21 protein-coding genes are annotated in these 21,811 nt (G+C 70.6%); 3 read left to right on the top strand and 18 right to left on the bottom strand.

Annotation, left to right across the window (positions count from 1 at the left end; translation table 11 throughout):
• Positions 1 to 65 precede the first annotated feature (65 nt).
• The gene (gene bldD / locus ABZ910_RS21855) at positions 66 to 569 is read left to right on the top strand and encodes a transcriptional regulator BldD (RefSeq protein ID WP_010046440.1); all 504 of its coding nucleotides are present in this window, start codon (positions 66 to 68) and stop codon (positions 567 to 569) included.
• Positions 570 to 746: 177 nt separating this feature from the next.
• On the opposite strand, the gene nusB is transcribed toward bldD, so the two are convergent.
• From nusB to ABZ910_RS21765, 18 genes are all read right to left on the bottom strand, one after another.
• Entirely contained in the window at positions 747 to 1,181 is a 435-nt protein-coding gene (gene nusB, locus ABZ910_RS21850; protein ID WP_361367492.1) for a transcription antitermination factor NusB, read from the bottom strand.
• A gap of 2 nt (positions 1,182 to 1,183) precedes the next feature.
• Entirely contained in the window at positions 1,184 to 1,750 is a 567-nt protein-coding gene (gene efp / locus ABZ910_RS21845) for an elongation factor P (RefSeq protein WP_361367490.1), read from the bottom strand.
• A 51-nt stretch (positions 1,751 to 1,801) separates the two neighbouring features.
• A complete protein-coding gene (locus tag ABZ910_RS21840; protein WP_361367487.1) occupies positions 1,802 to 2,905 on the bottom strand; it encodes an aminopeptidase P family protein in 1,104 nt (367 codons plus the stop codon).
• Between the two features lie 144 nt (positions 2,906 to 3,049).
• Positions 3,050 to 3,964, bottom strand: a complete 915-nt coding sequence (locus tag ABZ910_RS21835; RefSeq protein ID WP_361367485.1) for a Pro-rich N-terminal domain-containing protein — start codon at positions 3,962 to 3,964, stop codon at positions 3,050 to 3,052.
• Positions 3,965 to 4,212: 248 nt separating this feature from the next.
• Positions 4,213 to 5,304, bottom strand: a complete 1,092-nt coding sequence (gene aroB, locus ABZ910_RS21830; RefSeq protein WP_361367482.1) for a 3-dehydroquinate synthase — start codon at positions 5,302 to 5,304, stop codon at positions 4,213 to 4,215.
• Positions 5,301 to 5,822, bottom strand: a complete 522-nt coding sequence (locus ABZ910_RS21825; protein ID WP_361367479.1) for a shikimate kinase — start codon at positions 5,820 to 5,822, stop codon at positions 5,301 to 5,303. The genes aroB and ABZ910_RS21825 overlap by 4 nt, the downstream gene beginning before the upstream one ends.
• Positions 5,819 to 7,003, bottom strand: a complete 1,185-nt coding sequence (aroC, locus tag ABZ910_RS21820; RefSeq protein WP_361367476.1) for a chorismate synthase — start codon at positions 7,001 to 7,003, stop codon at positions 5,819 to 5,821. The genes ABZ910_RS21825 and aroC overlap by 4 nt, the downstream gene beginning before the upstream one ends.
• A gap of 164 nt (positions 7,004 to 7,167) precedes the next feature.
• Complete coding sequence (locus tag ABZ910_RS21815) at positions 7,168 to 8,007, bottom strand: shikimate dehydrogenase (protein ID WP_361367473.1); 840 nt, start codon at positions 8,005 to 8,007, stop codon at positions 7,168 to 7,170.
• Entirely contained in the window at positions 7,988 to 9,679 is a 1,692-nt protein-coding gene (mltG, locus tag ABZ910_RS21810; protein ID WP_361367471.1) for an endolytic transglycosylase MltG, read from the bottom strand. The genes ABZ910_RS21815 and mltG overlap by 20 nt, the downstream gene beginning before the upstream one ends.
• A 123-nt stretch (positions 9,680 to 9,802) precedes the next feature.
• Entirely contained in the window at positions 9,803 to 10,267 is a 465-nt protein-coding gene (ruvX, locus tag ABZ910_RS21805; RefSeq protein WP_361367468.1) for a Holliday junction resolvase RuvX, read from the bottom strand.
• 36 nt (positions 10,268 to 10,303) lie between these two features.
• Positions 10,304 to 12,976 carry an alanine--tRNA ligase gene (gene alaS, locus ABZ910_RS21800; RefSeq protein ID WP_361367465.1) on the bottom strand — a complete coding sequence of 891 codons (2,673 nt, stop codon included), beginning with the start codon at positions 12,974 to 12,976 and terminating at the stop codon, positions 10,304 to 10,306.
• Positions 12,976 to 13,320 (bottom strand): hypothetical protein, encoded by a 345-nt coding sequence (locus ABZ910_RS21795; protein ID WP_361367463.1) that lies wholly within the window; start codon positions 13,318 to 13,320, stop codon positions 12,976 to 12,978. The genes alaS and ABZ910_RS21795 overlap by 1 nt, the downstream gene beginning before the upstream one ends.
• A gap of 7 nt (positions 13,321 to 13,327) precedes the next feature.
• Positions 13,328 to 13,810: a DUF948 domain-containing protein gene (locus tag ABZ910_RS21790; RefSeq protein WP_361367460.1), complete on the bottom strand. Its 483-nt coding sequence runs from the start codon at positions 13,808 to 13,810 to the stop codon at positions 13,328 to 13,330.
• 179 nt (positions 13,811 to 13,989) lie between these two features.
• Positions 13,990 to 14,604 (bottom strand): 30S ribosomal protein S4, encoded by a 615-nt coding sequence (gene rpsD / locus ABZ910_RS21785; protein WP_361367457.1) that lies wholly within the window; start codon positions 14,602 to 14,604, stop codon positions 13,990 to 13,992.
• A gap of 344 nt (positions 14,605 to 14,948) precedes the next feature.
• A complete protein-coding gene (locus ABZ910_RS21780; RefSeq protein WP_361367454.1) occupies positions 14,949 to 16,304 on the bottom strand; it encodes a replication-associated recombination protein A in 1,356 nt (451 codons plus the stop codon).
• 60 nt (positions 16,305 to 16,364) lie between these two features.
• Complete coding sequence (locus ABZ910_RS21775) at positions 16,365 to 17,027, bottom strand: vitamin K epoxide reductase family protein (protein WP_361367451.1); 663 nt, start codon at positions 17,025 to 17,027, stop codon at positions 16,365 to 16,367.
• Positions 17,028 to 17,253: 226 nt separating this feature from the next.
• A complete protein-coding gene (gene hisS, locus ABZ910_RS21770) occupies positions 17,254 to 18,516 on the bottom strand; it encodes a histidine--tRNA ligase (protein WP_361367449.1) in 1,263 nt (420 codons plus the stop codon).
• Between the two features lie 13 nt (positions 18,517 to 18,529).
• Positions 18,530 to 19,243: an MBL fold metallo-hydrolase gene (locus ABZ910_RS21765; protein WP_361367446.1), complete on the bottom strand. Its 714-nt coding sequence runs from the start codon at positions 19,241 to 19,243 to the stop codon at positions 18,530 to 18,532.
• A gap of 168 nt (positions 19,244 to 19,411) precedes the next feature.
• Here ABZ910_RS21765 and ABZ910_RS21760 point away from each other — a divergent pair, with 168 nt between their 5' ends.
• Both ABZ910_RS21760 and ABZ910_RS21755 read left to right on the top strand, forming a co-directional pair.
• Positions 19,412 to 20,233 carry a peptidylprolyl isomerase gene (locus tag ABZ910_RS21760; RefSeq protein WP_361367444.1) on the top strand — a complete coding sequence of 274 codons (822 nt, stop codon included), beginning with the start codon at positions 19,412 to 19,414 and terminating at the stop codon, positions 20,231 to 20,233.
• A gap of 162 nt (positions 20,234 to 20,395) precedes the next feature.
• A complete protein-coding gene (locus tag ABZ910_RS21755) occupies positions 20,396 to 21,625 on the top strand; it encodes a DUF349 domain-containing protein (RefSeq protein WP_361367441.1) in 1,230 nt (409 codons plus the stop codon).
• The last annotated feature ends 186 nt before the right edge of the window (positions 21,626 to 21,811 follow it).

Raw genomic sequence — 21,811 nt, 5'->3', positions numbered from 1 at the left:
GTGAGTTACCAGCCGCGCGGCGTGGACCCAAGCCAGCCGCGTCGACACAGTGTCCGGGGAGCTATATGTCCAGCGAATACGCCAAACAGCTCGGGGCCAAGCTCCGGGCGATCCGCACCCAGCAGGGCCTTTCCCTCCACGGTGTCGAGGAGAAGTCCCAGGGCCGCTGGAAGGCCGTCGTCGTGGGGTCGTACGAGCGCGGCGACCGCGCCGTGACCGTGCAGCGCCTCGCGGAGCTGGCGGACTTCTATGGCGTTCCCGTGCAGGAGCTGCTGCCCGGCACCACTCCGGGCGGCGCCGCCGAGCCTCCGCCGAAGTTGGTCCTCGACCTGGAGCGGCTGGCCACCGTGCCGGCCGAGAAGGCGGGTCCCCTGCAGCGGTACGCGGCGACGATCCAGTCCCAGCGCGGTGACTACAACGGCAAGGTGCTGTCGATCCGCCAGGACGATCTGCGCACACTCGCCGTCATCTACGACCAGTCGCCCTCGGTCCTCACCGAGCAGCTGATCAGCTGGGGTGTGCTGGACGCGGACGCGCGCCGCGCCGTGGCCACGCACGAAGAGGGCTGAGTCCGCTCACGCCAAGAGCAGAAACGTGCCGCCGGGGTGGCCGGAACTTCACGGTTCCGGCCACCCCGGCGGCTTTCTGCGGGCCTCGCAGGGCCCGGAGGTACGGGAATGCCGGAGGGCCCGCAGCAGTCGCGCTGCGGGCCCTCCGGCATGCGTGGCCTCTTGCGTCTCGTCGCGTTACGCCTCGTCGCGGCGCAGCGAGGGCTTGAGCTCCTTCAGACGGCCGAGGAGGCCGTTGACGAAGGCGGGCGACTCGTCCGTGGAGAACTCCTTGGCGAGCTGCACCGCCTCGTCGAGAACGACGGCGTCCGGGGTCTCGTCGACCCAGATCAGCTCGTAGGCGCCCAGGCGCAGGATGTTGCGGTCGACGACCGGCATCCGGTCGAGCGTCCAGCCGACGGCGTACTGGGCGATCAGCTCGTCGATGCGGGCCGCCTTCTCGGCGTACCCCTCGACCAGCTGCATCGTGTACTCGCTCACCGGCGGCTGCCGGGTGTCGCTCCGGGAGAGCCGGACCCAGTCCGCGAGGACGGTCAGGACGTCGGCGCCGCGCTGGTCGCCCTCGAAGAGGATCTGGAAGGCGCGCTTGCGGGCCGTGTTGCGGGCGGCCACGGTTAGCTGCTCACCCGGCCGAGGTAGTCGCTGGTACGGGTGTCGACCTTGATCTTCTCACCGGTGGTGATGAAGAGCGGGACCTGGATCTGGTGGCCGGTCTCCAGGATGGCGGGCTTGGTGCCACCGGTGGAGCGGTCGCCCTGGATGCCGGGCTCGGTCTCCTGGATGGTCAGCTCGACGGCGGCGGGCAGCTCGACGAAGAGCACGCTGCCCTCGTGCTGAGCGACGACGGCCTCGAAGCCCTCGACCAGGAAGTTGGCGGCGTCGCCGACGGTCTTGCGGTCGATGTGCAGCTGGTCGTACGTGTCCATGTCCATGAAGACGAAGTACTCGCCGTCCATGTACGAGAACTGCATGTCGCGCTTGTCGACGGTGGCCGTCTCGACCTTGACACCGGCGTTGAAGGTCTTGTCGACGACCTTGCCGGAGAGCACGTTCTTGAGCTTGGTGCGCACGAAGGCCGGGCCCTTGCCGGGCTTGACGTGCTGGAACTCGACGACGGACCAGAGCTGGCCGCCTTCGAGCTTGAGCACCATGCCGTTCTTGAGGTCGTTCGTGGAAGCCACGGTTGCGGAATCTCCTGGACTGACGTGGACGACCCCGGGGCGCGCCCTTGCCTAGAGGGCGAGCAGCTCCTTGGTCGTGATGGTGAGTAGCTCGGGTCCGCCGTCCGCCTCGGGGCGTACGACGAGCGTGTCATCGATCCGGACGCCGCCCCGTCCCGGGAGGTGGACCCCCGGTTCGACGGTGACCGGCACGCAAGCGTCCAGTTTACCCATGGCCGCGGGGGCCAGCTGCGGGTCCTCGTCGATTTCCAGTCCGACACCGTGCCCGGTCAGCGGTTGGAGGGCCGCCTCGTGGCCCGCGGAGCCCAGCACCTGGCGCGCGGCCCGGTCCACGTCGCGGAAGGCGGCCCCGGGTGCCAGGGCCTCCCGTCCGGCCCGCTGCGCGGCGAAGACCAGGTCGTACAGCTCGATCTGCCAGTCGGCGGGCGACGTGCCGATGACGAAGGTGCGGCCGATCTCGCAGCGGTAGCCGCGATACGCCGCCCCGAGGCAGACGGACAGGAAGTCGCCCTCCTCGACGCGCCGGTCGGTGGGACGGTGGCCGCGACGCCCGGAGTGCGGACCGGCGGCGACGGAGGTCGGGAACGCCGGGCCGTCGGCTCCGTGGTCGACCAGGCGCCGCTCCAGTTCCAGGGCGAGATGCCGCTCGGTGCGGCCGACCAGGATGGACTCCAGCAGCTCCCCGAGGGCCTGGTCGGCGATCTCGGCCCCGATCCGCAGGCAGGAGATCTCCTCCTCGTCCTTGACGACCCTCAACTGCTCGACCGCCGTGCCCAGGTCGGCGAGGCGCAGCCGGGGCGCGGTCGCGGCGACGCCGCGGTGCCGGGCCACGGTGAGGTGGTGCTCCTCGACGGCGAGGGTGTCGGCGTCCTGGTCCGCGGCGAGGCCCGCCGCGGTGGCGGCGGGGTCACCGGCCGAGGGCAGGACGTACAGCCGCAGGGTGTCGTCGGGCCGCCCCTCGTAGGGGCGGTCCTCGGGGGGACCGGCGCACACCAGCAGGTCCTCGTGGTTCCCCAGCAGAAGGACGGCACCGTGCGGCGCGGCTCCCGCCAGGTAGCGCACGTTGGCGGGGCGGGACACCAGCGCGGCAGGGCTGCCGCCGGCATTGCAGCGTTCTCTCAGCCGGGCTCGGCGGGCCACGTACACCTCGGACATGAGACGAGCCTAGGAGCGGTGGCCGGTTTGTGCCGGTTGGGGCGGTGCCGTTCGGGGGACGCGACGGGGCGAACGGGCGCCGAACGGCTTTCTGCCGGTCGTCTGCCGACGGACCGCCGTGGCGGCGCGCGCCGACCGGACCGGCTACCAGCTCGGCGGGCTCGCCATCGACCGCGCCAGGATGTCGTCCAGGACCCGCGCCGTCCCCGGCACGTCGAGCTGGGAGTTGTCGATGATCGGGAGGCCGGAGCCGTACCAGCCGGCCATACGGCCGTGGATGCGGGCGACCTCCTCGTCGGTGAGGCGGCGGTTGCCGGTGCGCTCGGCGTTGCGTTCCAGGACGACGTCGAGGCCGGGGAGCAGGACGACGGGGAGCAGGCCGGGGCCGACGTGCCGCTTCCAGCCGCCGAGGCCGACGACCGGGCGGTCCGGGAAGACGGCGTCGTCGAGGATGCACGAGATGCCGTTGGCCAGAAAGTTGCGCGCGGCGAAGCCGCAGGTGCGGCGCGCCAGGCGGTACTGCGCCTCGGAGTGGTCGTTCCAGCCGGCCTGGGGGTCGGCGAAGCCCGAGCGCACCCATTCGCGTACGTCGTCGAGGCTGACGTGGGCGGTGGGGACCCGGCGGTGGTCCGCCCAGTACTTGGCGACGCTCGTCTTTCCGGCACCCGCCGGGCCGATCAGCAGCACGGCCAAGGTGCTGGTGGCCGGGTCGGTCGCGGTGGCCGCGGACCCGGCGGACGGTGCGCCGGGCGCGCCGACGGGGCCGCCGGGCGGCAGCGGCACATGACCGGTGGCGTCGGCCGCGGGCGGGACGGGCGCGGGAGGCGGTGCGGGCGCGTGCGACGGGGGCAAGGGCGGGACGGGCGACGCGGGTCCCTGCGGGGACCCGGCGAAGCCCGGTTGCGGCTGGGGTTGCGGTGGCGGCGCAGGTGCGGGCGCGGGAACCTGGGGGGTTCCCGGGTGGTGCGGACCCGGGTGGTGCGCCGCCTGCGACCAGGCGTCAGCCGGTCCCTGCCCCGGCTGGTGGGGCGGCAGCGGAGACCCCACTGCGTGCTGCATCCGTTGCCACTCCATCTCGTGTCCCTGGGCCCTTACACCTCCGACGCGCCCGTTCAGCTCACTCGTGGCGGACGGTTCGCGTCGACAGCGGGTTTCGGACCCTGCTCTCCCCCCACAGCGTAAAGGGCGTGGCAGGAGCCCCGCCCTGGCGGTGTCTCCCCCGGTCGTCGTGTGGACGAAACGACCGGGGGCGGTCCGAAGTGCCCGCGCCTGCACGGCAGATGGGGCGGGAGAGGCGAGCGCGGGACCTACTCGCCGACCTCGCCGTACGCGGCGAGCAGAACGGCCGGGTCCGGTCCCTCCAGGACGGTGGGCTTGGCCAGTCCATCGAGGACGATGAAGCGCAGCAGGTCGCCGCGGGACTTCTTGTCGACCTTCATGTTCTCCACCAGCTTGGGCCACTGGTCGTAGCGGTAGTGCAGCGGCAGCCCGACCGACTCCAGGACGGAGCGGTGGCGGTCGGCCGTGGCGTCGTCCAACCGGCCCGCGAGGCGGCCGAGTTCGGCGGCGAAGTGCATGCCGACGGCGACCGCCGCGCCGTGCCGCCACTTGTAGCGCTCGTTCTTCTCGATGGCGTGGCCGAGCGTGTGGCCGTAGTTGAGGATCTCCCGCAGTCCGGACTCCTTGAGGTCGGAGGAGACCACCTCCGCCTTCACCCGGATCGACCGCTCGATCAGCTCGGCCGTGTGCGGGCCCGCCGGCGTGCGCGCCGCCTCGGGGTCGGACTCGATGAGTTCGAGGATCACCGGGTCGGCGATGAAGCCGGCCTTGATGATCTCCGCGAGCCCGGAGACGTAGTCGTTGACCGGGAGGGAGTCCAGCGCGGCCAGGTCGCACAGGACGCCCGCCGGCGGGTGGAAGGCGCCGACGAGGTTCTTGCCCTCGGCGGTGTTGATGCCGGTCTTGCCGCCGACCGCCGCGTCCACCATCGCAAGCACGGTCGTCGGGATCGCGATCCAGCGCACGCCGCGCAGCCAGGTCGCGGCCACGAACCCGGCGAGGTCCGTGGTCGAGCCGCCGCCCACGCCGACGATGACGTCGCTGCGGGTGAAGCCGGACTGGCCGAGCGCCTTCCAGCAGTAGGCGGCGACCTCGGCGGTCTTGGCCTCCTCCGCGTTCGGCACCTGGATGGCGACGGCCTCGTAGCCCTGCTCGGCCAGGTCGGCGCGGAGCGCCTCGCCGGTCTCGGCCAGCGCCTCGGGGTGGACGACCGCGACCCGCTTGACCCGGTCGCCGATCAACCCGCCCAATTCGCCCAGGAGTTGACGTCCGACCAGGACCTCGTACGGCTCGGTGCCCGCCGTGCCGCCGACCTGGATCCGCGTCACTGCCTCGCTCATGCTTCCTTCAACTCCAGTGCGTCCAGCGCTGCTTGGGTGACCTCTTCGGGCGTACGGCCATCGGTGGTGACGACGGCCGTGGCGACCTCCTCGTACAGGTGCCGCCGCGCCTCCATCAGCTCGCGCCACTGCTTGCGCGGGTTGACGACGGCGAGCAGGGGGCGCGCGACGTTGAGCCCGGTGCGCCGCACGGCCTCCTCGACGTCCATCGAGAGGTAGACCACGCGGTGCCCGGCGAGCAGCGCGCGCGTGTCGGCGTCGAGGACCGCGCCGCCGCCCAGCGCCAGCACGCCGTCGTGCTCGGCCAGCGCCTGGGAGACCGTCCGCTTCTCGATCGCGCGGAAGGCGGGCTCGCCGTCGTCCACGAAGATCTCGGAGATGGTGCGGCCCTCGGCGGCCACGATGTCGTCGTCGGTGTCCCGGTAGCCGACGCCGAGCCGCTCGGCGAGCAGCAGCCCGACCGTGGACTTGCCGACGCCCATCGGGCCGACGAGCACGACCGCAGGCACGGCGCTCACCGGATCGCGAGGTTGTCGAGGTACGACTGCACGTTGCGGCGGGTCTCGGCCACGCTGTCGCCGCCGAACTTCTCCGCCACCGCGTCCGCGAGGACGAGCGCGACCATCGCCTCGGCGACGATGCCGGCGGCCGGGACCGCGCAGACGTCCGAGCGCTGGTGGTGCGCCTGCGCCGCCTCGCCGGTCGACACGTCGACCGTGCGCAGCGCCCGCGGCACCGTGGCGATCGGCTTCATGGCCGCGCGGACGCGCAGCAGCTCACCGGTGCTCAGACCGCCCTCGGTGCCGCCGGCCCGGCCGGTCGCCCGCTTGATGCCGTCGTCGGTGGTGAGGATCTCGTCGTGCGCCTGGGAACCGGGCACCCGGGCCAGCTCGAAGCCGTCGCCGACCTCGACGCCCTTGATGGCCTGGATGCCCATGAGCGCGGCGGCGAGGCGGGAGTCCAGCCGACGGTCCCAGTGCACGTGGGAGCCGAGGCCGACCGGGACGCCGTACGCCAGCACCTCGACGACGCCGCCGAGCGTGTCGCCGTCCTTGTGGGCCTGGTCGATCTCCGCGACCATCGCCTTCGACGCGTCCGCGTCCAGGCAGCGCACCGGGTCCGCGTCCAGCTTCTCGACGTCGGCCGGGGTCGGGTAGACGCCGTAGGGCGCCTTGGCGGAGGCCAGCTCCGCGACGTGGGAGACGATCTCGATGCCGGCCACCTCCTTCAGGTACGACCGGGCGACGGCGCCGAGGGCCACACGGGCCGCCGTCTCACGCGCGGAGGCGCGCTCCAGGATCGGCCGGGCCTCGTCGAAGCCGTACTTCTGCATGCCCGCGAGGTCGGCGTGGCCGGGGCGCGGCCGGGTCAGCGGCGCGTTGCGGGCGAGCCCTTCCAGCACCTCGGCGTCGACCGGGTCGGCCGCCATGACCTGCTCCCACTTGGGCCACTCGGTGTTGCCGACCATGATCGCGATCGGGGAGCCGAGGGTGAGGCCGTGCCGGACGCCACCGAGGAAGGTGATCTCGTCCCGCTCGAACTTCATGCGGGCACCGCGGCCATAGCCGAGCCGTCGCCGCGCGAGGTGGTCCGCCACCATCTCCGTGGTGATCGGCACGCCGGCGGGAAGACCCTCCAGCGTCGCGACTAGTGCGGGTCCGTGGGACTCCCCCGCGGTCAGCCAACGCAGCCTGCTCAACGGTGCTCCTCAGTTTCGCGCCCTCGTACTGCCCTGCGTACGCGTTTCCTCGCGTACGGCGACGGCCCGACCGGGTGCGCGGCCCCGGCCCGCCACCTCAAATCCTCCCACGTCCGACACCCCTTCCCGGCCGCAGGTCCAGCAGGCGGACGGGACGGCGGACCTCAGCGGCCGACGAGCGCCTTCTCTCCGGCCCGCCGCATGGCGTCCAGCGGGGCCGGGGAACGGCCGGTCATCTGCTCCACCTGAAGCACCGCCTGGTGCACCAGCAGGTCGAGCCCGCCGACGACGGCCCCGCCGAACATGGACCAGCGGGCCGCGAGGGAGGTGGGCCAGGGGTCGTACAGCACATCGAAAAGCGTCGCGGGGCGTTCCGGTACGGCGGCGGCGAGCGCGTCCGTCGTACCGGCGGGGGTGGTGGCGATCACCAGCGGCGCGCGCAGCGCCCGGTCCGCGTCCGCCCAGTCCGCCGTACGGACCTCGACGTCCAGCCGCTCGCCCCACTGCCGCATCTCGGCGGCGCGGGCCTCGCTGCGCACATAGACGGCGACCGGTCCCGTGCAGATCCGGGCGAGGGCGGCGAGCGCCGAGGACGCGGTGGCGCCGGCGCCGAGGATCGCCGCCGAGTCGACCTGCTCGATGCCGTGCTCGCGCAGCGCGGCCACCATGCCGGGAATGTCGGTGTTGTCCCCGACGCGGCGTCCGTCCTCGGTGAACACGACGGTGTTGACCGCTTCCACCGAGGCGGCCGTCTCACTGATCTCGTCGAGCAGCGGGATGACGGCCCGCTTCAGCGGCATCGTCAGCGACAACCCCGCCCACTCCGGCCCGAGTTGCCCGAAGAAGCCGGGCAACGTGGCCTCGTCGACCTCGAAGCGGTCGTACGACCAGTCGGTGAGCCCGAGTTCGTCGTACGCGGCCCGGTGCAGTACCGGGGAGAGCGAGTGGGCGATGGGCGAACCGAGCACGGCTGCCCGGCGGGCGTCAATGGCCCGAGCTGGCATTGAACTTTTCCTTGAGCTTCTGGAATTCGGCGTAGGTCTTGGCGAATTCGGTGTTGTTCTCGCCGTCCGTCGCCACGAAGTAGATCCAGCCCTCGTCGGTCGGGTTCAGCGTCGCCCGCATCGCGTCCTCGCCGGGGTTGCCGATCGGACCCGGCGGAAGACCCTTGTTCGTATAGGTGTTGTACGGGCTGTGGTTGCGGTTGATCTCCGACTCGCTGATGTGGATGTTGCTCTGGCCCTTCAGGTAGTTGAAGGTCGAGTCGAACTGCAACAGTTGATTGGTCTCGGTGTTCGTGGGCTTGAGGCGGTTGTAGACGACCTCGGCCATCTTGCGGAAGTCGTCGTGCGTCTTGCCCTCGGCCTGGACGAGGCTCGCGACCGTGACGACCTGCAGCGGGTTGGCCAGGTGGAACTGCTTGGCCTTCGCCACGAGACCGTATGCGGCGTACCTCTGCTTGGCCTGAGTGACCATCTGCTTCAGGATCGTGTCGGGCTTCATGCCCTTGGCCGCCGGATAGGTGCCCGGGTAGAGGAAGCCCTCCAGCGGGTCGAGGATCTGGCCGTTGCTGTTCGCCCAGACCGGCAGCCCGAGGCTCTTGTAGTCCTTCTTGGCGATGCGCTGCGTGGTGCCCTTGGCCAGCCGGAGATGCTTGTCGATCGCCGCGTAGACGGCCGCGTTGCGCTCACCCGGGGTCACCATCAGGCTGTTCTGGCTCTTCGGGTCGAGCATCATCTTGACGGCGCTCGCGGCGGACATCTCCTTCTTCAGGAGATAGGCGCCGGCCTGGATCTGCTTGCCGTTGGGGTTCTGGGACTGGGCGGCCACGAAGGCGTCGACGCTCTTGACGACGCCGGCCGCCTTCAGTGCCCGGCCGATGTCGTAGCCGCCCGCGCCCTGGGGAATCTCGACGGTCACCGGCTCGCCGGTGCCGCTGCCCGCGTAGTCCGGAGCCGCGCCGAAGCGATTTTGGTAGAACTTGTACCCGAAGTATCCGACGCCGCCGATGCCGCCGCCGAACACCAGGACGACCACCATGAGGGCGCAGCCGTTGCGCCGCTTCTTGGCACCCTTGCCGCCCTTGCTGCCCTGGGAACCGCCTCCGCGCCGGTCGCCACGCGGGCGGCGCTCCTGCGGATCGTCGCCCGCCTCGTCATCGTCGCCGCCCGAGAAAAACGCTTCCTCGCCCTGGTCGGGGCCCGGGTCCCAGCCCGTCTCCGGGTCCGGCTCGGGGCGCCTGCGGCCGGGCGGCACGGGCGGCGGGTAGGCGTCGGGGGTGCCGTAGAGGTCGGGCTGCTGGCCACCGTAAGCGACCGGTTGCTGGCCGTACGGGTCCCCGGGATCCGCGGCGTACGGCACCTGCCCGTGAGTACCGGTGGCGTCCCAGCCGCCCTGCGCGTACTGCTGCGGCTGGGGGGCGCCGGCGTACTGCTGGTGGCCCTGCGCGCCGTAGTACTGCTGCTGGTCGTAACCGGCCTGTTGCTGCTGCTCGTAACCGGTGTGCTGCCCCTGCGCCCAGTCGTCGTGCTGCGGCTGGGCAGGGTAGTGCTGCGGCTGGCCGCCGTACGAGGACTGCTGGCCCACGTGGGCCTGCTGTCCACTCCATCCGCCGTCCCCGTACGGGTCCTCCGGATGCCACGGTTCGGGGCCTGGGCCCCGGCCATACTCAGTCATCGATCCCCTAGAGCCGCGAGGCGGCGGTCACATGGCTTCGGGCCGGCGTCCGTCCCGCCTCTTGCCGAGCAGCGGCTGTTCTTGGAACGCGGCCGCGTAGCGGGTGACGTTACCGTATCGCGATCAGATGACCACTTCGACGCCCTCGCCGGGCGGATTACCTGACACCCGTTCGGATTCCAGTGCCTGCTGAAGGATGATCACAGCGGCTGCCTGGTCGATGACGGAGCGGCCCTTCTTCGACTTCACGCCGGAAGCACGCAGTCCCTGACTGGCCGTCACCGTGGTCATCCGCTCGTCGACCAGGCGCACCGGTACGGGGGCGATGCCGCCCGCCAACTCCTGGGCGAAGCCGCGGACCTTGGCCGCGGCCGGGCCCTCGCCGCCCTTGAGGGAGCGAGGGAGGCCGACGACGACCTCGATCGGTTCGTACTCCTCCACGAGCTGCCGCAGTCTGCGGTGTGCTGCCGGGATGTCACGCCCGGGGACGGTCTCCACCGGGGTGGCGAGGATCCCGTCGGGGTCGCACGAGGCGACCCCGATCCGGGCATCCCCGACGTCGATCGCGAGTCGACGTCCTCTGCGCATTTCCTGACCGTTTCTTAACTGGGCGGTCGCTGCTTCTTACTTCGCGGTCTCGGCGACCAGGCGCTCGACGGCCTCGACGGCGTCACCGACGGCGGCCGGGTTCTGGCCACCGCCCTGGGCGACGTCCGGCTTGCCGCCACCGCCGCCGCCGAGGGTCTTAGCGGCGGTGCGGACCAGGTCACCGGCCTTGAGGCCGCGGTCACGGGCGGCGTCGTTGGTGGCGATGACCGTCAGCGGCTTGCCGTTGTTCACCGTGAACAGGGCCACCACGGCGGCCCGGCCGCCCTGGATGCGGCCGCGGACGTCGAGGACCAGCTTGCGCAGGTCGTCCGGCGTCGTACCGTCCGGGACCTGGCCGGTGACGACGGCCACACCGCGGACGTCCTTGGCGGACTCGGCGAGACCGGCGGCGGCCTGGAGGACCTTCTCCGCGCGGAACTTCTCGATCTCCTTCTCGGCGTCCTTCAACTTGCCGAGCATCGCGGAGACCTTCTCCGGCAGCTCCTCCGAGCGGCCCTTCAGCAGCTCGGTGAGCTGGTTGACGACCGTGTGCTCGCGGGCCAGGAAGTTGTACGCGTCGACACCGACGAGGGCCTCGATACGGCGCACACCCGAGCCGATCGACGACTCGCCGAGCAGCTTCACCAGGCCCAGCTGGGCGGTGTTGTGGACGTGCGTGCCGCCGCACAGCTCCTTGGAGAAGTCGCCGATGGTCACGACGCGGACCCGCTCGCCGTACTTCTCGCCGAACTCGGCGATGGCGCCCTGCTTCTTGGCCTCGTCGATGCCCATGACCTCGGCGTGGACGTCGAGGTCGCGCGAGAGGACCTCGTTGATCTTCTGCTCGACGTCGGTCATCACGGCCGTCGGAACGGCGGACGGCGAGCCGAAGTCGAAGCGGAAGCGGCCGGGCTGGTTCTCGGAACCGGCCTGGGCGGCCGTCGGACCGAGCGCGTCGCGCAGGGCCTGGTGGGTGAGGTGCGTGGCCGAGTGGGCGCGGGCGATGGCCTTGCGGCGCAGGCCGTCGACCGAGGCGTGGGCCTTGGCACCGACGGTGACCTCGCCGACCTGGACGGTGCCCTTGTGGACGTACACACCCGGGACCGGCTTCTGCGTGTCACGGATCTCGATGACGGCGCCGGTGTCGGTCCTGATGCGGCCGGTGTCGCCGATCTGGCCGCCGCCCTCGGCGTAGAACGGGGTGCGGTCGAGGACGATCTCGACCTCGTCGCCCTCGGTGGCGGCCGGGGAGGAGACGCCGTCGACGAGGATGCCGACGACCGTGGTCTCACCCTCGGTGTCCGAGTAGCCGATGAAGTCGGTGGCGCCGGCGGTGTCGGCGATCTCGCGGTAGGCGCCGAGGTCGGCGTGGCCGGTCTTCTTGGCCTGGGCGTCGGCCTTGGCGCGCTCCCGCTGCTCCTTCATCAGGCGGCGGAAACCGTCCTCGTCCACGGAGAGGCCCTGCTCGGCGGCCATCTCCAGGGTGAGGTCGATCGGGAAGCCCCAGGTGTCGTGGAGCAGGAACGCCTTGTCGCCGGAGAGCACCGTGCCGCCGGACTGCTTGGTCTCGGTGACGGCGGTGTCGAGGATGTTGGTGCCGGCCTTCAGCGTCTTGAGGAAGGCGTTCTCCTCGGCGACGGCGACCTTCTCGATGCGCTCGCGGTCGGTGATGAGCTCGGGGTACTGCTGGCCCATCATCCCGATCACGGTCTCGATCAGGTCCTTGACGACCGGACCGGTGGCGCCGAGCAGGCGCATGTTGCGGATGGCGCGGCGCATGATGCGGCGCAGGACGTAGCCGCGGCCCTCGTTGCCCGGCGTGACGCCGTCGCCGATGAGCATCGTGGCGGTGCGCATGTGGTCGGTGACGACGCGCAGGGACACGTCCGAGGCGTGGGCGTCGCCGTAGCGGACGCCGGTCAGCTCGGTGGCCTTGTCGATGACGGCCATGGAGGTGTCGATCTCGTACATGTTCTGCACGCCCTGCAGAATCATGGCGAGGCGCTCCAGGCCGAGGCCCGTGTCGATGTTCTGGCTCGGCAGGTCCCCGAGGATCTCGAAGTTGTCCTTGCCGGTGCCCTCGCCACGCTCGTACTGCATGAAGACGAGGTTCCAGATCTCCACGTACCGCTCGTCGTTGACGGCGGGGCCGCCCTCGACGCCGAACTCGGGGCCGCGGTCGTAGTTGATCTCGGAGCAGGGGCCGCACGGGCCGGGGACGCCCATGGACCAGTAGTTGTCCTTCATGCCCAGACGCTGGATGCGCTCCTTGGGCACGCCGACGACCTCGTGCCAGATGCGCTCGGCCTCGTCGTCGTCCTTGTAGACGGTGATCCACAGGCGCTCGGGGTCGAGGCCGTAACCGCCCTTGTCCTGGGGGCTGGTGAGCAGCTCCCAGGCGAACTTGATGGCGCCTTCCTTGAAGTAGTCGCCGAAGGAGAAGTTGCCGCACATCTGGAAGAACGTGCCGTGGCGGGTGGTCTTGCCGACCTCTTCGATGTCCGGCGTGCGCACGCACTTCTGCACGCTGGTGGCGCGGTCGAACGGCGGCTTGACCTCACCGAGGAAGTAGGGCTTGAAGGGCACCATGCCGGCGGGGACGAGCAGCAGAGTCGGGTCGTCCGCGATGAGCGACGCCGAAGGGACGACGGTGTGACCGCGCTCCTCGAAGAAGCTCAGCCAGCGGCGGCGAATCTCGGCCGACTCCATCAGTGGTCCTCATTCCGGTTGTACGAGTACGTCGTGCTCGGGACGTACTTCGGGTTGGTGCGGTTCTCGATGGCGGCGTACCGCCGGGGAGCAATCAGCTCGGGGTTCTCTTGGATGCCCAGGGCGTCCTCGAGTTCGGCTTCCCGTTGGGCCATGTTGTCGCGGACGTCGAGCGCGAAGTCGATCGCACGGTCCTTGAGGCGCTGGCCCGTCTCGAGCGCCTTGTTCGCGGCGCTCGCGGCCAGGTTCTCGGGGGTCAGCTGCTTCAGCTTGCGGTTGACTTTGGTGGTGGCCCAGACACCGGCGGCGACACCTGTGGTGAACCAGAACGTACGGCGGAACATCGCGGTCTCAGTCCCTCTTTCCCCGGGGGTTCCGCTTCGCCCGCCGCGAGGCCGGGATCGTCCGGCCCACGATCACGGGGCGCCTCGGCGCCTTGGCGGGCTCGTCCTCCCTGCGGCCGCCCAGGGCCCGGCGGACGCCGTAGCCGAAGGCCGCGACCTTGACCAGGGGGCCGCCGAAGGTGGAGGCGACGGTCGTCGACAGCGCCGAGGCATTCGACGTGACCTCCTGGACGTCCGTGGCGATCGCGTCGACCCGGTCGATCTGGGTCTGCGCGGAGCGCACGGCCGTGGAGGCGTCGGCCAGCAGTGGGACGGCCTGGTCGGTCACATCCGCGACGAGCTTGGTGGTCGCCTTGAGCGTCTGGGCCAGCCTTACCAGCGCGACCGCGAGGAAGGAGACCAGAATCGCCCAGAAGACGGCCACCAGGATCCCGGCCACCTCTCCACCGGACACTGTGCGCACCCGCTCCCTGAAACGTGCAGTGAACATCGGAACCATGAAAAGCAGTGCTCCGAGCCTATCGCGCCGGGGATGGAGCTCCGTACCGGATTACGGTCGGCGGGCGGCGCCCTCGCGGGAAGCGGGGAGCCGGGGAACGCAAACCCGCCGCCTCGCCCGCCCGGAAGGGCGGGGAGACGGCGGGCTGAAGTGCTACGCCGGGGCTGGGATCAGCGGGCGTAGTACTCGACGACGAGCTGCTCGTCGCAGATCACCGGGATCTCCTTGCGGTTCGGCTCACGGTCCAGGCGGAACGCCAGGGCCTTGAGGTTCACCTGGAGGTAGCGCGGGGTCTCGCCGTCGGGGGCGAAGCCACCCTCGCGGGCCACCTGGAACAGCGGCTTCTCGAGGCTGCGCTCACGGACCTGGACGACGTCGTCCGGACGCACGCGGAAGGACGGCTTGTCGACCTTCTGGCCGTTGACCTGGAAGTGGCCGTGGACGACCATCTGGCGGGCCTGGTAGATCGTGCGGGCGATGCCCGAACGCAGAACCAGGGCGTCGAGACGACGCTCGAGCTCGATGACCAGGGCCTCACCGGTCTTGCCCTGCGACTTGGCGGCACGGTCGTAGGCGCGGACGAGCTGACGCTCGGACACGTCGTACTGCGCGCGCAGACGCTGCTTCTCCAGCAGACGGACCTTGTAGTCCGAGTTCTGCTTGCGGCCGCGGCCGTGCTCACCCGGCGGGTACGGACGGGCCTCGAAGTACTTGACGGCCTTCGGGGTCAGCGCGATGCCGAGGGCACGCGACTTCTTGACCTTGGGGCGGGACTGGTTCGCCATGAACCAAACACCTCGTTTTTTCAGTGCGAATACGGCTTCACCAGGGTTAGGGGAGGTCGCATCCGCAGCCGGGGAATTCCCGCCGGGTCCGTTGTCCGGGCCTGGTGGGCAGCCGCTCCCCTGGTCTGGGCACATACGTGCAGCACGCGAGTGGCCCACCGACCTCTCCCGGAGCCCCGGGTGGTGGTGGGCTGCCCGCGACACCGTTCGCCGGTGCGCGACGCTCCTGGAGGTCCCTGCCCGAGGGCAGGGTCTCCGGCTGGATGTCCCGCTCTGGTGGTGCCGGCTCTCCTTGCGGAGGTCCGGGCACGGGACTCAGCACTTCCGGGAATTCTACAGGGACCTCAGGACCGCTTACGACCCAGGTGCTTCCTGGTCCATTCGACCGCGTCCGCGTACCGCGCCTCGGCGCCGTTGCGGGTCGGGGTGTAGTACTCGCGGTCCTTCAGGGCGTCCGGGGCGTACTGCTGGGCGGCGATGGCGTTGGGCTGGTCGTGCGGGTAGACGTACCCCTGCGCGTGGCCCAGCTTCTTCGCGCTCTTGTAGTGCCCGTCACGAAGGTGCGGCGGCACCGATCCGGCGTGGCCCCTCCGCACGTCCGCCATGGCCTCCTGGATCGCCCTGGTCGCGGAGTTGGACTTGGGGGCCAGGGCGAGGGCGATGGTGGCGTGGCTGAGGGTGAGCGCGGCCTCCGGGAAGCCGATCATCGCGACGGCCTGGGCGGCGGCCACGGCTATCGGCAGCGCGCCCGGGTCGGCGACGCCGATGTCCTCGCTGGCGGAGATCATCAGGCGGCGGGCGATGAAGCGGGGGTCCTCGCCGGCCTCGATCATCCGGGCCAGGTAGTGCAGCGCGGCGTCCACGTCGGAGCCGCGGATGGACTTGATCAGCGCGCTCGCCACGTCGTAGTGCTGGTCGCCGTCGCGGTCGTACTTCACGGCCGCCCGGTCGACGGTCTCCTCCAGCGTCTGGAGCGCGATCTCCGTCTCGCCCTTGTCCTGCGCCGCGCCCGCGGCGGCCTCCAGGGCGGTCAGGGCCCGCCGGGCGTCGCCGCCGGCCAGCCGGAGCAGGTGCTCCTCGGCGTCCTCGGGGAGCGTGAAGGCCTCGCCCAGACCGCGCTCGTCGGCGAGGGTGCGGCGCAGCAGGGCGCGCAGGTCGTCGTCGGTGAGCGGTTCGAGCGTGAGCAGCAGGGAGCGGGAGAGCAGAGGGGAGATCACCGAGAAGTACGGGTTCTCGGTGGTCGCGGCGATCAGCGTCACCCAGCGGTTCTCGACGGCCGGGAGCAGGGAGTCCTGCTGGGCCTTGCTGAAGCGGTGGATCTCGTCGAGGAAGAGGACGGTCTCCTTGCCGAAGCCTCCGGCGGCGCGGCGGGCGCCGTCGATGACCGAGCGGACCTCCTTGACGCCCGCGCTGATCGCCGACAGCTCCACGAAGCGCCGGTCCGTCGCCCTGGACACCACATGGGCGAGGGTGGTCTTGCCGGTGCCGGGCGGGCCCCACAGGACCACCGAGGACTGGCCGGCCGGACCGCCGCTGCCGTCGCCGACCAGGCGGCGCAGGGGTGAGCCCGGCTTCAGCAGATGCTGCTGGCCCACCACTTCGTCGAGGGTGCGCGGGCGCATCCGCACCGCCAGGGGACTGGCGCTCGGGTTCTTCTCCTGGCGTTCTTCTGCTGCGGCGGTGAACAGGTCGGCTTCCACGCTGAAAACCCTAAGACACGGCACTGACAGTCCGGCCGGGCCGGGCTCCGGCCGGGGCCGTCAGCTGGTCCAGAAGTCCCACCAGCGGGTCAGGACCAGCATGCCGATGATGCCGATGTGCAGGACCGGCATCACCCAGGTGAACTCGCCGAAGAAGCCCCTCAGCCAGCGCGGGGCGGGCAGGAACTCCTTGCGGATGTTGAAGGAGGTCACGTACCAGAACATGATGATCGTGGCGACCCAGGCCAGGGAGCACCACAGGCACAGCGCGTTGATCCGGTACAGGGACTGGAACTGCAGCCACGTGCAGAAGCCCACACCGAAGAGCGTGCCGAAGTTGAAGGTCAGCCAGTACCAGCGCGGGAAGCGGGCGCGGGCCAGCAGGCTCATGCCGACGCAGATGACGATGCCGTAGGCGACCAGGCCCAGCATCGGATTGGGGAAGCCGAAGACCGCGGCCTGCTTGCTCTCCATGACGCTGCCGCAGGAGACGACCGGGTTGAGGCTGCAGCCGGGCGTGAACGTCTTGCCCTCGACCTTGGCCTCGAGCAGCTTGAGCTTGTCGATCGTGATGACCCAGGCGGCGAGCAGTCCGGCGGCGCCGGTGATCACCAGCAGCAGGGCGAGGGCGCGGCTGCCGCCCTCCGTCCGGGGCGCGCCGGAGCCGCGCTGGGGCTCGGGCCCGGGCTCGGTGGAGACGTCCTTGACTGTCGTCTTGCTCATCACGCCGATTCCGTCTGCTGGAGAGGTGGACCTGCTTCGGGCAGGGGCCATTGTGCCGTACGGGCGGGCCCGTCCACCGTTCAGTGGACATAAGGAGGTACGAGCACAGGCCCCGGAATGTTCGCTTCACGTGCCGGAATCGTCCGGGAAGGCGAATCGGCGCCCACGGGGTTGACGGTCGGCGGGACCGTGAGGAGGGCGCCGGGCATCCCGGCGCCCTCACGCACTAACCGAGCCGGGACTCCAGCTCGGCCACGATCTCGTTCACACCGATCGTCGTCTGCTCGCCGGACTCCATGTCCTTGAGCTGGACGACACCCTCGGCAAGGTCACGCTCTCCCAGCACCAGGGCATAGCGCGCACCGGACCGGTTGGCCGCCTTCATCGCCGCCTTGATGCCCTTGCCGCCGTACGCGAAGTCCGCAGCGATGCCGACCTTGCGCAGCTCGGTGATCTTGCCGAACAGGAGGCGTCGGGCCTCCTCGCCGAGCGGGACCGCGAAGACGCTGGTCGAGGACGGGAGGTCCAGCTCCACGCCCTCGGCCTCCAGCGCCAGCACCGTGCGGTCGACGCCCAGCGCCCAGCCCACCGACGGCAGCGCGGGGCCGCCGATCATCTCGGACAGACCGTCGTAGCGGCCGCCGCCGCCCACCGCGGACTGGGAGCCCAGGCCGTCGTGGACGAACTCGAAGGTCGTACGGGTGTAGTAGTCCAGGCCGCGCACCAGCTTGGGGTCGTCCTCGAAGGCCACGCCCGCCGCCGTGAGCAGCTCGCGGACCTCCTCGTGGTACGTCTTGCAGGCATCGCACAGGTAGTCCCGCAGGAGCGGAGCGCCCGTGAGCTGCTTCTGGACCGACTCGCGCTTGTCGTCGAGGACCCGCAGCGGGTTGATGTCGACGCGGCGGCGCGTGTCCTCGTCGAGGTCCAGGCCGCGCAGGAAGTCCTGGAGCGCGGCCCGGTAGACCGGACGGCACTCCTGGTCGCCCAGGCTGTTGAGCAGGATGCGGAAGTTGCGCAGGCCGAGCGACCGGTACGCCTGGTCGGCCAGGATGATCAGCTCGGCGTCCAGCGCCGGGTCCTCGGCGCCGATCGCCTCCGCGCCGACCTGGGAGAAGTGCCGGTAGCGGCCCTTCTGGGGGCGCTCGTAGCGGTAGTACGAGCCGGAGTACCAGAGCTTGACCGGGAGGTTGCCCGCCTTGTGCAGGTTGGCCTCCAGGGCGGCGCGCAGGACGGAGGCGGTGCCCTCCGGGCGCAGGGCGAGCTGGTCGCCGCCCCTGGTCTCGAAGGCGTACATCTCCTTGGTGACGATGTCGGTCGACTCGCCGACACCGCGCGCGAAGAGCTCGACGTTCTCGAAGCCGGGGGTCTCGATGTAGCCGTAGCCGGAGTTGCGCAGGGGAGCCGCGATCGCCTCGCGGACCGCCAGGTACTTCGCGGAGTCCGGCGGGATCAGGTCGTACGTGCCCTTGGGGGCCTTGAAGGTGCTCACGGAAAGTCTCTCGTCAGATTCCTCGTCGGGGAGCGGCGTCGGGGTTCGCTCCCAGGCCGCCGGCCACCTGCCTCAGATACGGGTTGGTGGCGCGCTCACGGCCGATGGTCGTGTGCTCGTTGTGACCGGGCAGCACCACGGTCGAGTCGTCGAGCGGCAGGCACACGCGGGCCAGCGAGTCGAGCATCTCGTCCATGTCACCGCCGGGCAGGTCGGTGCGTCCGATGGAGCCGGCGAAGAGCAGGTCGCCCGAGAACAGGATCGGCGGGATGTCCGCGGCCTCGGGCAACCGGAAGGTCACCGACCCCTTGGTATGGCCCGGCGCGTGCGCGACCGAGAACTCCATGCCGGCGAGCTCCAGCTTCGCGCCGTCGGTGAGCTCCTTGACGTCGTCCGGCTCGCCCACGGTCAGCTCGCCCATCAGCGGCATGCCGATGGAGCGGCCGAGCGCCTTCTCGGGGTCGCTCAGCATGTACCGGTCCCGGGGATGGATCCACGCGGGCACGTCGTGGGCGCCGCACACCGGGACGACCGACGCGACGTGGTCGATATGGCCGTGGGTGAGGACGACGGCGGCCGGCTTGAGCCGATGCTTCTTCAGCGCTTCCTCGACGCCTTGGGCGGCCTGATGGCCGGGGTCGATGATCACGCACTCCTCACCGGCGGCGGGGGCGACGAGATAACAGTTCGTCCCCCAGGCCCCGGCGGGGAACCCGGCAATGAGCACGATCGTCCTTCGTTGTGTCGATTCGGGCGGCTACAGCTGTCGTCCAGAGCCTACCGGCGCTGCCGTTTCCTCAGCTAACCCATATACGGTACGGGGCTAAACGCTGCGATCGGATCACAGGACGCACGCGTCATGGTCGGCACACGACACGCATGAGGAGACAACCCGGTGGTCAGCCAGGAGCAGCGGCGGCGTCAGCTCGCCCGGGAGAAGTTCTTGCGGCAGCAGCAGCGGCGTACGACCGCGCGACGCAAGGCACGTGTGCGCAACTCCGTGATCGCGTCGGTGCTCGGCGTGGTCGTCATCGGCAGTCTCGCGCTGTACACGACCGGCGTGCTGAAGGGCAACGACGACAAGGCCGACCCCGCCGCCGATGCCACGCCCAGCCCCTCGGCCCCGAAGAAGGCGCCGGACCCGTGCGAGAAGCCCGCCAAGGGCGCGGTGCAGAAGCTGAGTTGGAAGAAGGAGCCGGCGGTCACGATCGACAAGTCGGCGTCGTACACGATGAAGCTGGGGACGACGTGCGGTGACATCGGCATCGCGCTGAAGGCGTCGGCGGCGCCGCACACCGTGAACTCCTTCAACTACCTTGCCGGCAAGGGGTTCTTCGACCACACCAAGTGCCACCGGCTCACCACCAACGGCATCTACGTGCTGCAGTGCGGTGACCCGACGGGCAGCGGCAGCGGCGGTCCCGGCTACACGATCCCGGACGAGAACCTGAAGGACAAAAGCCTGAAGGGCAACGTCTACCCGGCAGGCACGGTGGCGATGGCGAACACCGGCCGGCCGCACACCGGCGGCAGCCAGTTCTTCCTCGTGTACCAGAACAGCCAGTTGCCGCCCAGCTACGCGCCGTTCGGAACCATCGACGCGGGTGGCATGAAGGTACTGAAGAAGATCGCCGCCGCGGGCGAGAACACCGGTCGCGGTGACGGTGCGCCGAACGCGACCGTTGTGATCAACAAGGCGACCGTCACCAAATCCTGACGCCCGGCGCGGATTCCGGACGTTCAAGACGGCCAACTGCGGAATTTCGGTCGCGCGGGATGCGGACAGGCCACCCGCCGGTCGCCTATGTTGGCCGTGACGAAACTGTGGACGATGCCCGGGGGCGGGAACCCCTCGCAGGCATCATGTGGAGGAGGCGCTGTGAGCAGCGACCCGTGGGGCCGCGTCGACGAGACGGGGACCGTGTACGTGCGTACGGCCGGCGGCGAGCAGGTCGTCGGATCCTGGCAGGCCGGCTCCCCAGAGGAGGCGCTGGCCTACTTCGAGCGCAAGTACGAAGGCCTGGTTGTCGAGATCGGCCTCCTCGAGAAGCGCGTGCGGACCACCGACCTGTCGGCGAAGGACGCCCAGACCGCCATCGACCACCTGCGCGAGCAGGTCGACGCGCACCACGCGGTCGGTGACCTGGGCGCGCTGCGGACCCGGCTGGACAAGCTCGTGGAGACCGTCGAGGTCCGCCGTGAGGAGCGCAAGGCGCAGCGGGCGAAGCAGTCCGACGAGTCCCGGCACGCCAAGGAGGAGCTGGTCACCGAGGCGGAGCGGCTGGCCCAGTCCGACCAGTGGAGGGCCGCCGGTGAGCGGCTGCGCGCCCTGGTGGACACCTGGAAGGGGCTGCCGCGGCTGGACCGCAAGTCCGACGACGAGCTGTGGCACCGCTTCTCGCACGCCCGCTCGGCGTTCTCCAAGCGCCGCAAGGCGCACTTCGCGCAGCTGGACGCGCAGCGCGAGGACGCCCGCAAGGCCAAGGAGCGGCTGGTCGCCGAGGCCGAGGCGCTGTCCGGCTCGACGGACTGGGGTCCGACGGCGGCCCGCTACCGCGAGCTGATGGCGGAGTGGAAGGCCGCGGGCCGCGCCCAGCGCGAGCACGAGGACGACCTGTGGAACCGCTTCCGCGGCGCCCAGGACGTCTTCTTCGCCGCCCGCAGCTCGGTCTTCGCCGTGCGGGACGCGGAGCAGGCGGAGAACCTGAAGCTGAAGGAGGAGCTGGCCGAGGAGGCCGAGAAGCTCCTGCCGATCACGGACCTCAAGTCGGCCCGGGCCGCCTTCCGTTCGATCAACGAGCGGTGGGAGGCCATCGGCCACGTGCCGCGCGACGCGCGTCCGAAGGTCGAGGGCCGGATGCACGCGGTCGACCGGGCCCTCCAGGAGGCCGAGGAGACCGAGTGGCGCCGGACCAACCCGGAGGCACGCGCGCGTGCCGCGGGTCTGACCGGTCAGCTCCAGGCCGCCGTGGACAAGCTGCAGGGCCAGATCGAGCAGGCGCGCGCCCAGGGCAACACCGCCCGGGCCGACAAGCTCGAGAAGGAGCTCCAGGGCCGCCAGGCGCTCCTGGACCAGGCGCTGAAGGGCCTGCAGGAGTTCGGCGGCTGAGCCGACGCATCATCGTTCCAGGGCCCCGCCACTCGGCTCGAGTGGCGGGGCCCTGTCGTACGACTCACCGCTCGGGGCGGCGTCCGCGGGTGGCTAGGGTCTTTCGTTTGGATCAGGCCGGATCAGGGAGCGGGGTCTGGTGCGTGCAGCTGCAAGGCGGAGGAGGGCGTCGACGCGATGGGGGTC

It is taken from the genome of Streptomyces sp. NPDC046805, assembly GCF_040645355.1.
Classification (GTDB): domain Bacteria; phylum Actinomycetota; class Actinomycetes; order Streptomycetales; family Streptomycetaceae; genus Streptomyces.
Note: the sequence above shows the minus strand (reverse complement) of the source record. Positions and strands in the feature narration are given on the sequence as shown.